Here is a 15,073-nt window from a genome sequence, read left to right as displayed (position 1 = left end):
TGTTATTTTTTAGGATTAATTTTTAATTTATTCATGAAAACCGCCGAGGTGATCAGTAATGAAAGCGGAATCAGGGAAAGGTAAAATGCCTGCTGACCGCTGAACTCCTGAAACACAAAACCGGTAATGATAGAACCGATAGTTCCTCCGATTGCTGAGAACACAACAATCAGTCCTGACATCGCACTGTGCAGATATTTCGGGATAGATGCAAGAATTACAGAATTAATGCTCGGATAAATGGGTGCCAGCAAACCTCCCATCAAAGGAAATAAATAAACAACCAAAGGAGCATTCATCCAGTTTGTATTCGTATCAATATGAATGTTATGGGTCAATGGTAAAACCAACAGTAAACTGATAGCAAAACCAACTACACAGAAAGAAACCACATAGATCCAGCTGAATTTTTTGGAGAAGAATCCCGACAAAAATCTGCCCAATGCAAAAGCTCCTGCTAAAACGGCACCTGCCTGGATACTCATAGAAGTAGGCACTTTTAAAATTTCTTTATAAAAAGTAGGCGTCCACGTCTGAAAGCTTTGCTCTACCAATACAAAAAGAAAAGCACATAATAAAAAGCACAATACTTTTTTATAGCTGAATAAACTTACACTGTTTTTTAAATCACCCAAGAGGTCTGTTTTCTCACTTTTAGCTTCCTGTTCGTTCAGTTTTGAAAAGAATAAGAATAAAAAAGACAGCGTTGAAAGAGCTCCCAGCACCCAATATACATTCAGCCATTCTGTAGATTTCGGATTATGATCATCAATATATAAGCTGAACAAAACATTTCCTGCCAATACTCCGATCATAAAAAAACCTTCCAGAAATCCCATAAAGCTGGAATGTTCCTTATCTGTTTCCGTTACCAGCCCGATAGAGGTAAAAACCGATATTTTGATTAATGCAAAGGACACTCCTACCGTTGCAAATAATAATTTGAATACCCAAAAATCATTGGTAAAAGGCATTACAAAACACATGCAGCTTACCAAAAGCAAGGCGGTCAGCATTGATTTTTTGATTCCTATCTTCGGAAGAAATGAAGCCAGAATGAAAGAACATATAGCAATGGGAAGATCTTTGAAGCCTTCCAAAACACTGGCCGATGATTTTGAAATTCCAAAGTTCTGCTGTACCTGTAGAATGACTGTTCCTACAGAATTCAGAAGAATGGCAAAGACAAAATAGTTTAAAAATAAAACGGCCTTGATGTTAAGATTTCTCATTCAGGTTATTTCTTGTCGGCTAAGATAGAAGCATTTGTGTTAACGATAATTTAACACAGTAAATGAATATTTGAACTATATTAATATATTTACTATTTTTAGTAATTAAATATGATTAATTAAATGAAAGTTACTTTTGAAAGGGTTATCCCTAATGAAAAGAGCTCATTCCGCACGATTCATAATAATTCCCCTATTTCAGAGTTCAAATGGGAGTATCATTATCATCCCGAAATTGAGCTGGTATGTGTGATTTCCGGGAGTGGTACCCGTCACGTGGGCTATCATAAAAGTAATTATACGAACGGAGATCTGGTACTCATCGGATCGAATATTCCTCATTCCGGATTTGGCCTGAATTCTATTGATCCGCATGAAGAAATTGTCCTCCAGTTCAAGGAAGAAGTTCTACAGTTTCCTCAGCAGGAAGTAGAAGTAAGATCCATCAAAAACCTGTTGGAACTTTCAAAATATGGAATTCATTTTCATCATAAAGTTAAAAAAGTAATGCTTCCCAAACTGAAACTGATGCTGGAATCTGAAGGCTACAAAAGATATTTATTATTGCTTGAAATTCTTTTTGAACTTTCAAAATGTGAAGATTATGATCTGTTGAATAAAGAAATCATGCCCTACACCATTATTTCAAAAAATAAAACCCGCCTTGAAAACATCTTCACTTATGTAGAACATCATTACGACAAGGAAATTGATATTGAAGACGTGGCAAAACTTGCCAACCTCACTTTACCTGCTTTCTGCAATTTCTTTAAAAAAGCCACCCAGATTACGTTTACAGAGTTTGTGAACCGCTATAGAATTAATAAAGCATGCCTGCTGATGGCGCAGGACAGATCTATTTCAGAATGCAGTTATCAATGTGGATTTAATAATGTGACCTACTTTAACAGAATGTTTAAAAAATATACAGGAAAGACTCCTTCTGAGTTTATCAGAAATTACTCTCATAATAAAGTGAATGTGGATCTGAAGGTTGAAAAGGAGACTAAGGTTAAAGCAAGTTTTTAATAGTAGTATAAATTCCTGAGGACAATTCGTATGGTTATACTAAGCGTTATACTTGTCCATTTCGTAGGAATCCAGGCTTACATTTCAGAAGTTTATAATAAAGGAATACAAACTGTGTTGAGACTCCTACGGAGTGACAAAGCGTAGGAAGAAATTTACTATGTATTAAAAATCTGCGTCATCTGCAAAATCTGCGAGAGAAAAGAACCCGGCAAGAAACAAAAAAGCCACCCCAAAAGAGCAGCTTTGTATTATTGAGTAAAACCAGTAACTAAATAAACCAGCAACCAGTAATTATTTCCATTTAATATTGCATCCCATGCTTGGTCTTTGAATTTCTTCCTGAGCTTCCCCAGCCAAAAGATTTTCAAAAGCAATAATCAGATCTTCTCCGGTTACATCTTTATTATTTCCAGGTCTTGAATCATCCATCTGACCTCTGTATACAAGATCAAGCTTATCATCAAAGAAATAAAAATCCGGTGTACAAGCAGCTTCGTAAGCTTTAGCTACAGCCTGGCTTTCATCAAACAGATAAGGGAAATCAAATCTTCTTTCAATCTGGAATTCGATCATTTTTTCAGGAGAATCTGCCGGATATTTTTCAATATCATTAGCATTGATAGCAATGAATTCAATTCCACGCTCGTTATAATCTTCGTACAGTTCATTGATCTTATCAATCACATGAAGAACAAACGGACAGTGGTTACACATAAAGATCACCAATGTACCTTTTTCTCCTTTCAGTTCATCCAAAGACTGAAGTTCATTCGTTTTTGACGGGTTAGGAAGTTCAAAAAACGGAGCTTTTGTTCCTAATGCCAGCATATTTGAGGGAGTATTCATATCCTTATTTCTTTAGTGGCAAAGATAATTATTTCTTTTATTAATTGAACTGAGTTCTTAAACAGAGATTTTATTTTTGCAGGGTAAGGAAGCTGGAAGCTGCAGGAAGGAAGACTTTCAGGTCTCAAAAATAGTTATAGTCAAATTCTATTATTCAATTTATTTACCTCAGAAATAACTTCCAGCCCCCATTCTTCCAGCTTCCCGGCTTTGGTATATTATTTTTAAAAAGTCGGTAAATCTATAAAACTCATAATATCCCTTGGAAGTTATATTAAAAAGTTTGTAGTTTTGCTAACGCTGTTAGTAAATAAATATCATGGGTCTACATGAACGCCGTCAACGAGAAAAAGAATCTATCCGCGCAAATATTTTGCAGGCTGCTTTTACGTTGGCTAAAACTGAAGGCTGGGCATCACTTTCTATGCGAAAGATAGCAGACGCTATTGAGTATAGTGCCCCGGTGGTGTATGATTATTTTGAAAATAAAGAAGCTATTCTATTTGAAATTTCTTTAGATGGCTTTCACAAGTTACATATAGAATTATTAAAAGCTCAGCAGAAACACAATACTCCGGAAGAGCAGCTTGTTGCCATTGTGGATGCGTACTGGAACTTTGCTTTTAAAAACAAGGAATATTACCAGCTGATGTTTGGTCTTGGAATGCAATGCTGTGGAAAAGGACAGATGAAAAAGGAATTCTCATCATTCCAGGAGCTTATCTATGAATGTACTTATGAGATTATCAAGAAAAACGGATCCAATCCGGACAATGCCTGTCATATGTCTCATGCTCTGTTTTCTGCCGTACACGGAATGATCTCTATTATGATGATGCGTACAGCTGATATCCCTTCAACAATGAATAAAACGACTTTAGACGAAACTGTTTCGGCTTTTATTAAGTCTTTATAGATTTTTTTTGAATTAAAAATTAACACCGTTAGGAAAATTAACACTGAATTAATATAGATAATTCCTGTTACTCCTGATTAAAAACTCAAACGTTTATGAAGCCATTCATCATTTTAAGTTGTTAAAATTAGTGATTTTTTGCTTATTAATTAACACTGTTAGTAAAATTAACACACCTCACACCATCATTATACACTTAAATACATTAAAACAATTTCAATTATGGAAACAATCGACTTTATTGGACATTAAAAATTCTGTAATTTTTTTTGAACTAATTATTAACACTGTTAGGAAAAAATACAGCATTTATCAAAACACATTACTTACCTCTAACACTTCATTAAAAAAATTAAACCAACAATGAAATTACCTGGAAAAACAAGGTTTATTGTACTTATTGCAAGTATAATTCTTTTACAGAGCTGCACAAAAGCCGCAGAAGGAACCAATGCCGCACCTCCAGCTCCAGAACTTCCGGTTTATACCGTTATTACTTCGCCCGCTACTACATATCAGGAATTCCCAACTGCTTTGGAAGGGAAAAACAACGTCGAAATCCGATCTCAGGTAGATGGATATCTGGATAGAATCTATGTAGAAGAAGGTGCTTATGTAAGAGCGGGACAACCGTTATTTAAAATAGATTCAAGAAGCTATGGCGAGCAGATGAATATGGCTCAGGCTAATCTTCAGGTTGCCAATGCCAATATTCAAAAAGCACGAGTAGAAGTTGACAGACTTCAGCCACTGGTTGCTGCCAAAGTAGTTTCTGATGTACAGCTTAAAACAGCAAAAGCTAATTATGAAGCTGCCGTTGCTGCAGCTTCACAAGCCAAAGCCTCTGTAGGCAGCGCCAGAATCAACGTAGGATTTACCACCATTACAGCTCCTGTTAGCGGTTATATCGGAAGAATTCCTTATAAAAAAGGAAGCCTGATCTCAAGAACAGATGTGAATCCATTGACATTATTATCTGATATCAGTGAAATCTATGCCTATTTCTCTTTAAGTGAACTTGATTTCATCGCTTTCCAGAATAAATATCCGGGAGCAAGCTTAGAAGAAAAACTGAAAAATATGCCCATGGTAGATCTTGTGATTGCTGACAACAGTACTTACCCTGAAAAAGGAAGACTGAGCATTGTAGACGGACAGTTTGATAAAACTACCGGAGCAATCAGTGTACGTGCCGTTTTCCCTAATGCCAACGGAACTTTAAGAACCGGAAACACAGGAAGAGTGCGTATGCCACAGCTTATTTCGAATGCAGTGGTTATTCCACAGGAATCTACCTTCGAAATTCAGGATAAAACCTATGTCTATGTAATGGGTAAAGATCAGAAGGTAACCGGAAGACCTATCAAAATATCAGGAAAAACGGATAGCTATTATTTTATTTCTGAAGGGCTTGCGCCTGGAGAAAAAATTGTATTCACAGGAATTGGAAACCTGAAAGATGGTGCCTCCATCAAGCCGAAAAATATTTCTTCGGACAGCTTGTTAAAAGCAAAACCATTATAGTCCTTTCCGAATACAGAAGACTTAAAAAAATAAACTTCTTATGTTAAAACAATTTATAGAAAGACCGGTCCTTTCAACGGTCATCTCCATAATACTCTTATTATTGGGAGCTTTGTCTCTCTTTAATTTACCGATTGCCCTCTTCCCGGATATCGCTCCACCAAGCGTTCAGGTTACGGCATTCTATCCCGGAGCCAATGCTGAGGTGGTAGCACGTTCAGTTGCTACTCCTATTGAGGAAGCGGTAAACGGAGTTGAGAACATGACTTATATGACCTCCAACTCCAGTAATGACGGTACCATGACCCTTAGTGTTTTCTTCAAACAAGGCGCTGATGCCGACAATGCGGCAGTAAACGTACAGAACCGTGTATCGAAAGCGATGAGCCAGCTGCCTCAGGAAGTAGTTCAGGCCGGGATTTCAACCCAGAAAGTTCAGAACAGTATGATCATGTTCATGGGATTGACCAGTGAAGATGAAAAACAGTATGATGAATTATTCCTTCAGAATTACCTGAAAATTAATGTCATTCCACAGATACAGCGTATTCCTGGGGTAGCACAGGCTCAGGTATTCGGAACAAGGGATTATTCCATGAGAATCTGGCTGAAACCGGATCGTCTGGCAGCTAATAACCTCTCTCCTCAGGAAGTTTTGGGAGCCATTAAAGATCACAACCTTGAAGCTGCCCCGGGCCGTCTTGGACAGGGAAGTAAGGAAACCTATGAATATATCCTTAAATATAAAGGAAAACTGAATAAGGATGAAGACTATGAAAACATCGCCATCAAAGCAAACAGTGATGGATCTTTCTTAAGATTAAAAGATGTAGCAAGAGTAGAATTTGGTTCTTATACCTATACTGCCACCAACAGAGTAGACGGAAAACCGGTTGCCGGATTCGCTATTTTACAGACTGCGGGTTCCAATGCCAACGAAATCCTTACGGAAATTGAAAAGCAGGTGAAAGTAATGGAAACTACCCTTCCAAAGGGAGTGAAGCCAATCATCATGTATAATTCCAAAGATTTCCTTGATGCTTCTATCCACCAGGTTGTGGAAACGCTTGTTATTGCCTTCGTATTGGTATTTATTGTAGTATTTATCTTCCTTCAGGATTTCAGATCTACCTTAATTCCGGCTATTGCAGTACCAGTTGCGATTATCGGGACATTCTTCTTCCTGCAGTTATTTGGTTTCAGTATCAACATGCTTACCTTGTTTGCATTGGTACTCGCCATTGGTATTGTAGTGGATGATGCCATTGTGGTAGTGGAAGCCGTCCATTCTAAAATGGAACAGACGGGAATGCCTGTAGAACATGCTACGATGCATTCCATGAGTGAAATTTCAGGAGCTATTATCTCCATTACATTGGTAATGTGTGCGGTATTTATTCCGGTTGGTTTTATGCAGGGACCTGCAGGGGTTTTCTACAGACAATTTGCTTTCACATTAGCGATTGCGATTTTAATCTCAGCAGTGAATGCATTAACATTGAGTCCGGCATTATGTGCAATGTTCTTAAATGATCCTCAGGGAGAACAAGGGGAACACGGTCATAAAAAAGGTTTTGGAGCAAGATTCTTCAATGCTTTCAATGCCAGCTTCAACAGCATGACGAGAAAATATATCTACAGCCTTAAGTTTTTAATTAAAAATAAATGGGTTGCGATAGGTGGTCTTGTTGTTATTACAGCAGCCAGTGTCTTTCTGATCAAAAAAGCACCATCAGGATTTATTCCTACAGAAGACCAGGGATTCGTATTATATGCCGTGAATACTCCTCCGGGAAGTTCACTGGAAAGAACACACAGAGCGACAGCACAAATTGATAAAATCATCAATGGTGAAAAAGCAACCAACCACCTTTGGGTAGCAGATGGGATGAACTTCATCAGTAATGCCAACGCTTCTCCATATTCTGCAGGTTTCATTAAACTTAAAGATTATGACAAGCGTGGTGAAATGAAAGATCCTGATCAGATTGCAGCAACATTGACAGGTAAGGTAAGCCAGGTAAAAGATGCCAATGCATTCTTCTTCAACTTCCCTACTGTACAAGGTTTCGGTAACGTTTCCGGATTTGAGTTCATGCTGCAGGATAAAACGAACGGTTCTTTTGAACAGTTGGGAACAACTACTCAGCAGTTCATTGGTGAACTGATGAAAAGACCTGAGATTGCATTTGCATTTACAACTTATGCCGCAGGAAACCCTCAGTATACCATTGATGTGGATACGGATAAAGCCAACCAGCTGGGTGTTTCTGTAACAGAACTGATGCAGACCATGCAGATTTATTTCGGAAGTAGCTTTGTATCAGATTTCAACAGATTCGGAAAATATTACAGAGTAATGGCTCAGGCCGATATTCCTTACCGTACGGATGTCAATTCACTGGAAGGAATTTATGTAAAAAATAAATCCGGAGAAATGGTGCCTGCAAAAACTTTGGTAACATTAAAAAGATCTTTCGGTCCTGAAACGGTAACAAGAAATAACCTTTTCAACGCGGTAACCATTAACGGAACTCCGAAGCCCGGTTACAGTACCGGAGATGCCATCAAAGCGGTAGAAGAAGTGGCACAGCAGTCACTGCCAAGAGGATACGGATATGAATGGACAGGGATTACCCGTGAAGAGATTAAAACAAGCGGACAGACTGCTTTTATTTTCTTCTTAAGTATTCTTTTTGTTTACTTCTTACTGGCAGCTCAGTATGAAAGTTATATCCTTCCGTTTGCGATTATCCTTACCATTCCTACAGGGATTTTCGGAGTATTTGCCTTCACAGGATTAGCCGGAATCGATAACAATATTTATGTTCAGGTAGGATTGATCATGCTTGTCGGGCTATTGGCAAAAAATGCCATCCTGATTGTAGAGTTTGCCGTACAGAGAAGAAAAGCAGGGAAAACATTGATTGAATCTGCTCTTCAGGCATCAAGATTACGTTTAAGACCGATCTTAATGACCTCTTTTGCCTTCATCGTGGGTATGCTTCCGCTGGTATGGACGCAAGGTGCTTCTTCAAAAGGAAACCACTCTATCGGTTACAGTACAGTAGGGGGAATGCTTACAGGAGTAATATTCGGGATCTTTATCATTCCGGTAATGTATGTCATATTCCAGTATCTGCATGAAAAAATGCCAAGCAGAAAAAAGAAAAGACTTCTGAGAAAACAAATGGAGGAAGAGCTTTTAGCTGCTAGTCACTAATAAAAAAATGAATTACAAAAACTTAGAGAAAATTTTAAGATCATAGGTTTACCTATTTACCTGCCTGTTCTTAATGGTTTAAAAAGCTGATTATTTTCTCCTACTAAAGACAATTTTTGCCTCTACAGAAACCTCTCTAAGTTTTGGATTCAATTAAAAGTTTAAAAACTATGAAACGAGTAAAAAATATTATTCTAACATTTGTGCTGGCCATCGGCTCTGTTTCGTGTGTGTCTAAACTGGCCTACACGGAGCCTGAGCTTCCTCTTCCGGAAAAGTTCCAGTACACCGCAACTGCAGACACCGCCAGTATAGCCAATCTGGAGTGGAAACAGTTTTTCAGCGATCCTATTTTGCAGGAATTGATTGAAAAAGGAATTAAAAATAATTATGACCTTCAGATTGCCCTGAAACAGGTAGCTGCTTCACAGGAAAAACTGAAACAGGCAAAATATATGCAATATCCGGACGTTGGTTTCGGAGTAAGCGGACAGATTTCAAGACCTTCCAAAAACAGCATGAACGGACAAAGCTTAAATTTATTTTTAGGTTCAAGCCATGTTGAAGATTATAATGCAGCTTTCAACCTTTCATGGGAAGCAGACATCTGGGGAAAAATCAAAAACCAGCAGGAAGTTTCAAGAATGCAGTACCTTCAGACCTATGAAGGTTCAAAAGCAGTTCAGACTCAGGTAGTAGCAGCTATTGCGCAGGGATACTATAACCTATTAATGCTTGACAGACAATTGGCTATTGCAAAATCAAATCTGGAACTGAGCAGCAATACTCTGCTGATTACACAGAAAATGTGGGAAAGTGGTGATAACACCTCTTTAGGAGTACAGCAGGCAGCAGCACAGAAACAGGCTACTGAACTTTTGATTGCCCAGCTCGAACAGAATATCGCCATTCAGGAAAATGCATTGAGTATTTTAACTGGTGAGCTGCCTAATAAAGTAAACAGAACCATTGAAATGTCTGATACTTCATTACCTCAGAATATCTCAGCAGGACTTCCTGCAGCTATGGTAAGCCGAAGACCGGACGTACGCCAGCAGGAATTGGTTTTATTAGAATCCAATGCGATGGTAGGAATTGCTCAGGCCAATATGTATCCGGCACTGAAGATTACAGCTAACGGAGGGGTTAATTCATTCAAATTTGATAACTGGTTCCAGATTCCGGCTTCGTTATTCGGATCGGTTTTAGGGGGAATTACCCAGCCTATTTTCCAGAAGAGACAGTTGAAAACAGATCTGGAAGTAGCTAAAATTCAAAGAGAGAAAAATGTTCTCGCATTTCGCCAGTCGGTATTGAATGCTGTAGGTGAAATTTCTGATGCTTTGGTTTCCAATGAAAATCTAAAAGTTCAGGAACAGAAAGCCACAGAGCAATCTACCACATTGAAAGACGGAATTAAAAGTGCACAACTTCTTTACAAAGGAGGTTCAGCCAATTACCTGGAAGTGATTACAGCACAGGGAAATTCCCTACAGGCAGAGTTGAATCTGGCTTCCATTAAAAGACAGAGATTAAGCAGCATTGTAGATTTATACAGAGCTTTAGGCGGCGGTTGGAAGTAGTAAATTAAATTATATTTGTTTTAAGGTGCGGTTCTTTTCAGAGCCGCATTTTTTTAATATAAAAATACCTTAATTAATGATCATCCGTACTGTCATTCTGAATGGAACAAAGTGGAATGAAGAATCTTTTAAAGTAATAGTTGAGATTCTTCCTTCGTCAGAATGAAAAACAGAGCGCTTAACTTATTCCTGAAATTGCTCCGCAATCCATTTCAGCAAATCCTCATAGTCCTTTTCAGAATACCCCAACTGTAAATAATGAATATCATCCGCCTTTCTGTACCATGTCAATTGGCGTTTCGCATACCTGCGGCTGTTCTTTTTAATTTCTGAAACCGCAAAATCAAGATCCCATTCTCCATCAAAATATTTGAATAATTCTGCATAACCCACAGTATTCAAAGCTGTCAGATCTTTGAATTTTTCAAGACCTTTCACCTCATCCAGCAATCCATTTTCCATCATGATATCAACCCTGCGGTTGATTCTGTCATACAGTTCTTCCCTTGGTGCTTCTATTCCGATTCTGATCACGTTAAAATCTCTTCCATTTTGAGAAACCGAAATATGTTCAGAATATTTTTTATCCGTTTGCCAGATAATATCTATGGCTCTTAATAGCCTACGGTGATTGTGAATATCTACCACATTGAAATATTCAGGATCGAGTTCTTTTAAAATTCCCTGAAGTTTTTCTATCCCTTCCTCTTCCATCATGGCCTGAAGCTTCTCCTGGTTTTCAGAATTCGCTTCCGGTAAATCATGAAGCCCTTCTATCACTGCTTTTTCATACATCATGCTTCCACCAACAAGAATCACAGTGTCATGAGCAGCAAAAAGTTCATTAAGTTTCTGAAGCGCATCTTCTTCATACTGCCCGATAGAATAATAGTCTTCAACAGAAAGGTTTCCGATAAAATGATGAGGTGCTCCAGCCAGTTCTTCTTCTGAAGGAGCAGCCGTTCCTATTTTCATTTCTTTAAAAAACTGGCGGGAATCACAGGAAATAATCTCCGTATTGAAATGCTGAGCCAAATCAATTGCCAATCTCGTTTTACCAATTCCGGTGGGTCCTACAACAGAAATTAAATTTTTCTTTTTCACCGCGCTAATTTACGAAAATGCACTCATTTGATTTTTTATTTTTGAATACAAATAAAGCTACTGTTTATTTTGAACCATTAAGTTTTTAATGAAGAAGTTAAGAATATTAGGACGAGCTTCGCTTCTTAGTATGCACTTATAAAAATCTACCTTATTTTTTTCCTTAGTTAGCTTAACACCTTACATGTTCTTAATGGTTCAGATAAATTTAAAAAATTGAATAATCATATATTTTATGTTGAAGTTTCATGGTATTATAGTATAGACTTAAATGTTTATCTTTGTAGAACAATAAAAAACTATGATTTTATCAATGACCGGATTCGGTAGAGCCGAAGATGTTTTTGAAGGAAAAAAAATTACAATTGACATTAAATCTCTCAACAGCAAGAGCTTTGATTTAAATATTAAAATTCCTTTACGTTATAAAGAAAAAGAATTTGAAATCAGAAAAATTCTTAACGATAGAATTATCCGTGGAAAAGTAGACTGCTACGTTAATATCGAGAATCTTGAAGAGTCCAATGATGTAAAAATCAATAAAAACTTAATTGACTCTTATATCAACGAACTTAAAAACATAGCTTCTGACGGTCCCAATTTCGAATACCTTAAAATGGCGGTAAGACTTCCTGATGCCATCACCTCAAGACCTGACGAATTAACAGAAGGGGAATGGGAAGCTCTGGCTAAGATTGTCAACAATGCCGTAGACAGATTCGAAGAATTCAGAAGAACTGAAGGTAGTATTTTACACGAAGAATTAAACAGAAACATCCAGAATATTGACAAATATCTTGGAGAAGTAATTCCTTTTGAAGAAGAAAGAATTGTAAGCGTGAAAGAGCGTTATCAGAAATCTTTGAAAGAATTTGAAAATGTTGATGAAACACGTTTCTATCAGGAGATGGCCTATTTCACTGAAAAACTTGATATTTCTGAAGAAAAGGTAAGACTTGCCCAGCACTTGAAATACTATAAAGAAGTAATGGACAATGAATCTTTCAATGGAAAAAAACTAGGATTTATTTCCCAGGAAATCGGTAGAGAAATCAATACATTAGGTTCTAAAGCCAATCACGCAGAAATCCAGAAACTGGTGGTGATGATGAAAGATGACCTTGAAAAAATTAAAGAACAAACGTTAAACGTATTGTAGATACGAGGTGCGAGATACGAGGTTGTCATTTCTAAAAAAAACCGAAACTCAACACCCGTAACCCGAAATTGTAAAAAATGGATAAAGTAATTATATTTTCAGCACCATCTGGGAGCGGAAAAACTACATTGGTAAAGCATTCACTGGAGACATTTCCTGAACTGGAATTTTCAATCTCATGTACCACGAGACAACCGAGAGGAAGTGAAGTTCATGCGGTAGACTATCATTTTCTGACACCTGACGAGTTCAGACAGAAAATTTCTGAAGATGCTTTTGTAGAATATGAAGAAGTATATACTGATAAATATTACGGTACTTTAAAATCTGAAGTGGAAAAAATCTGGAAGCAGGGGAAAGTTGTTATTTTTGATGTAGACGTAAAGGGAGGCATTTCATTAAAAAAATATTTTGGTGAAAAAGCGTTGTCTATTTTTATAGAACCACCTTCCATTGAAGAATTGGAACGAAGATTGATTTCCAGAAACACAGATGATGCAGAAACCATAAAAACCCGTGTAGCAAAGGCAGAAGAAGAAATGACCTATGCCAGCGGGTTTGACAAGATCGTGATTAATGAAGATCTTGATGCAGCTAAAAAAGAAATAGAAAGTTTAATAAAAAGTTTTATCAGTAATTAATGGCTGGAAGATAGAAGCACGAGCATGGGAGTAAAATATGACACTCAAAATCTGACTTCTGATTTCCAACCTCTAGCTTCTGATCATAAAAAATTGAGGTTGATATGAGTACCGAAACATTAGAAAAAGCTAAATCTGCAATTCCTGTCAGAGGATTTCTGGATATAAAAGATATTGCTATTCCTCAGGGTGAAGAATTGGTAAAAGCCATTCTTAAACTTAAAGAGGAAAAAAATGCTGTTATTCTTGCCCATTACTACCAGCCGGGAGAAATTCAGGATATCGCAGATTTCCTTGGAGATTCTTTACAGCTGGCGAGACAGGCAAAAGACACCAATGCTGACATGATTGTATTCTGTGGAGTACATTTCATGGCAGAAGCCGCTAAAATTCTTAATCCAACTAAAAAAGTAGTTCTTCCTGATACCATGGCCGGATGCTCACTGGCAGATGGCTGTTCCGGAGAAGGATTGAGAAAAATGCGTGAGCAGCACCCGAATGCTTTGATTGCCACTTACATCAACTGTAATGCAGAAACCAAAGCAGAAAGTGATATCATCGTAACCAGTTCAAATGCCGAAACAGTCATTGAAGCTCTTCCGAAAGACAGACCAATTATTTTCGCACCGGACAAAAACCTGGGAAGATACTTATCTAAGAAAACAGGACGTGATATGATCCTTTGGGATGGAAGCTGTGTAGTACACGAAGCATTTTCAATGGAAAGAATTGCCCAGCAATTGGCAGACAATCCGGATGCAAAACTGATTGCACACCCAGAAAGTGAAGAGGCTGTTTTAAAGCTGGCTCACTTTATTGGTTCTACTTCTGCCCTGTTGAACTATGTAGAAAAAGATGACTGCCAGAAATTCATCATCGCTACAGAAGAAGGGATTCTTCACGAAATGAAAAAACGTGCACCTCATAAAGAACTGATTCCTGCATTGGTTTTTGACGAAAGTTGTAACTGCTCTGAATGTTTCTACATGAAGCGTAATACAATGGAAAAACTATATTTATGCATGAAATATGAACTTCCTGAGATCCTTATCGATGAAGAATTACGATTAAAAGCATTGAAACCTATTGAAGCAATGCTTGATCTTTCGAAAAGCATAAAATAATTTTTTTGTTATTCAATATTTATTATATTTAGCACTTAAACTAATAATAAATATGAAAAATCTAAAAAGATTAGACAGAAAAAGTCTTAAAAACGTAAACGGAGGCGGTAGTACATGCAACTTAAACTGCGAAATACACGAAACCTGTGGTCTAGGGTGCAATGGAGAATTAATCTGCGTACCCAGAGGCATGTATATTCCGGATAACTGTTAAAAAAATAAAGCACTGTTTTTCACAGTGCTTTTATATTTTTAATCTGCAGTAATTGCAACAAAACAATCTGTGCTTACAACGACGCACATTCTGCAATTCTCGGACAATGTCCAATATGCCTCACAAGAAGGATCACTGGAAGAGCCTGGTCCAAAAACCAGATGGGTAGGACAGCCATCACATCTTGATACGCCAGCTCCCTTCATCTGTTCCAGATCTCTTCTGCTTAATTTTTTAATTGTTTTCATATTTTAAAATTTTAAGATACTCCTCCATTTACACATGACATATCAACAATCACGCACATTTTACAACGGTCAGGAAGCATCTGAAAAGCCTCACAAGGAGCATCGCCAGGATTATTTCCGTACGTAGTATTCTTAGGACATCCTGTACATGTGGCTGGACCTGCTCCCTGTACTGTCTGAAGTTCTTTTCTGTTTAATTTTCTTAAATTTTTCATAGTAGTTTTAAT

Annotated in this window: 13 protein-coding genes; 9 read left to right on the top strand and 4 right to left on the bottom strand. The window is 37.5% G+C overall.

Annotated elements, in window-relative coordinates; translation table 11 throughout:
* Window positions 1-2: 2 nt before the first annotated feature.
* Entirely contained in the window at window positions 3-1,232 is a 1,230-nt protein-coding gene (locus J2786_RS11360) for an MFS transporter (RefSeq protein ID WP_047434967.1), read from the bottom strand.
* A 123-nt stretch (window positions 1,233-1,355) separates the two neighbouring features.
* Between J2786_RS11360 and J2786_RS11355 the strand changes: the two genes are divergently transcribed.
* Complete coding sequence (locus J2786_RS11355; RefSeq protein WP_047434970.1) at window positions 1,356-2,261, top strand: AraC family transcriptional regulator; 906 nt, start codon at window positions 1,356-1,358, stop codon at window positions 2,259-2,261.
* 294 nt (window positions 2,262-2,555) lie between these two features.
* Here J2786_RS11355 and J2786_RS11350 read toward each other — a convergent pair whose 3' ends face one another.
* Entirely contained in the window at window positions 2,556-3,110 is a 555-nt protein-coding gene (locus J2786_RS11350; protein WP_047434973.1) for a thioredoxin family protein, read from the bottom strand.
* Window positions 3,111-3,429: 319 nt separating this feature from the next.
* On the opposite strand from J2786_RS11350, the gene J2786_RS11345 reads away from it, so the two are divergent.
* The 4 genes from J2786_RS11345 to J2786_RS11330 all read left to right on the top strand — a co-directional run bounded on the left by J2786_RS11345 (window position 3,430) and on the right by J2786_RS11330 (window position 10,356).
* On the top strand, window positions 3,430-4,026 hold the full coding sequence (locus tag J2786_RS11345) for a TetR/AcrR family transcriptional regulator (RefSeq protein WP_047434975.1): 597 nt from the start codon (window positions 3,430-3,432) through the stop codon (window positions 4,024-4,026).
* Between the two features lie 363 nt (window positions 4,027-4,389).
* On the top strand, window positions 4,390-5,550 hold the full coding sequence (locus J2786_RS11340) for an efflux RND transporter periplasmic adaptor subunit (RefSeq protein ID WP_047434978.1): 1,161 nt from the start codon (window positions 4,390-4,392) through the stop codon (window positions 5,548-5,550).
* Window positions 5,551-5,590: 40 nt separating this feature from the next.
* The gene (locus J2786_RS11335; protein ID WP_047434980.1) at window positions 5,591-8,773 is read left to right on the top strand and encodes an efflux RND transporter permease subunit; all 3,183 of its coding nucleotides are present in this window, start codon (window positions 5,591-5,593) and stop codon (window positions 8,771-8,773) included.
* Between the two features lie 170 nt (window positions 8,774-8,943).
* On the top strand, window positions 8,944-10,356 hold the full coding sequence (locus J2786_RS11330; RefSeq protein ID WP_047434982.1) for an efflux transporter outer membrane subunit: 1,413 nt from the start codon (window positions 8,944-8,946) through the stop codon (window positions 10,354-10,356).
* A 183-nt stretch (window positions 10,357-10,539) separates the two neighbouring features.
* Here the strand turns inward: J2786_RS11330 and miaA are convergent, their stop codons facing one another.
* Window positions 10,540-11,460 (bottom strand): tRNA (adenosine(37)-N6)-dimethylallyltransferase MiaA, encoded by a 921-nt coding sequence (gene miaA, locus J2786_RS11325; RefSeq protein ID WP_047434983.1) that lies wholly within the window; start codon window positions 11,458-11,460, stop codon window positions 10,540-10,542.
* A 301-nt stretch (window positions 11,461-11,761) separates the two neighbouring features.
* Between miaA and J2786_RS11320 the strand changes: the two genes are divergently transcribed.
* The 4 genes from J2786_RS11320 to J2786_RS23095 all read left to right on the top strand — a co-directional run bounded on the left by J2786_RS11320 (window position 11,762) and on the right by J2786_RS23095 (window position 14,598).
* Entirely contained in the window at window positions 11,762-12,619 is an 858-nt protein-coding gene (locus J2786_RS11320; RefSeq protein WP_082002030.1) for a YicC family protein, read from the top strand.
* 77 nt (window positions 12,620-12,696) lie between these two features.
* Window positions 12,697-13,260 carry a guanylate kinase gene (gene gmk, locus J2786_RS11315; RefSeq protein WP_047434987.1) on the top strand — a complete coding sequence of 188 codons (564 nt, stop codon included), beginning with the start codon at window positions 12,697-12,699 and terminating at the stop codon, window positions 13,258-13,260.
* Window positions 13,261-13,364: 104 nt separating this feature from the next.
* The gene (gene nadA, locus J2786_RS11310; protein ID WP_002976710.1) at window positions 13,365-14,384 is read left to right on the top strand and encodes a quinolinate synthase NadA; all 1,020 of its coding nucleotides are present in this window, start codon (window positions 13,365-13,367) and stop codon (window positions 14,382-14,384) included.
* Between the two features lie 52 nt (window positions 14,385-14,436).
* Window positions 14,437-14,598 (top strand): bacteriocin-like protein, encoded by a 162-nt coding sequence (locus J2786_RS23095; RefSeq protein ID WP_445343426.1) that lies wholly within the window; start codon window positions 14,437-14,439, stop codon window positions 14,596-14,598.
* Between the two features lie 259 nt (window positions 14,599-14,857).
* Here the strand turns inward: J2786_RS23095 and J2786_RS11305 are convergent, their stop codons facing one another.
* Entirely contained in the window at window positions 14,858-15,061 is a 204-nt protein-coding gene (locus tag J2786_RS11305) for a bacteriocin-like protein (protein WP_047434991.1), read from the bottom strand.
* Window positions 15,062-15,073 lie beyond the last annotated feature (12 nt).

Origin of the sequence: Chryseobacterium vietnamense, assembly GCF_031454475.1 — a bacterium.
GTDB lineage: Bacteria > Bacteroidota > Bacteroidia > Flavobacteriales > Weeksellaceae > Chryseobacterium > Chryseobacterium vietnamense.
Note: the sequence above shows the minus strand (reverse complement) of the source record. Positions and strands in the feature narration are given on the sequence as shown.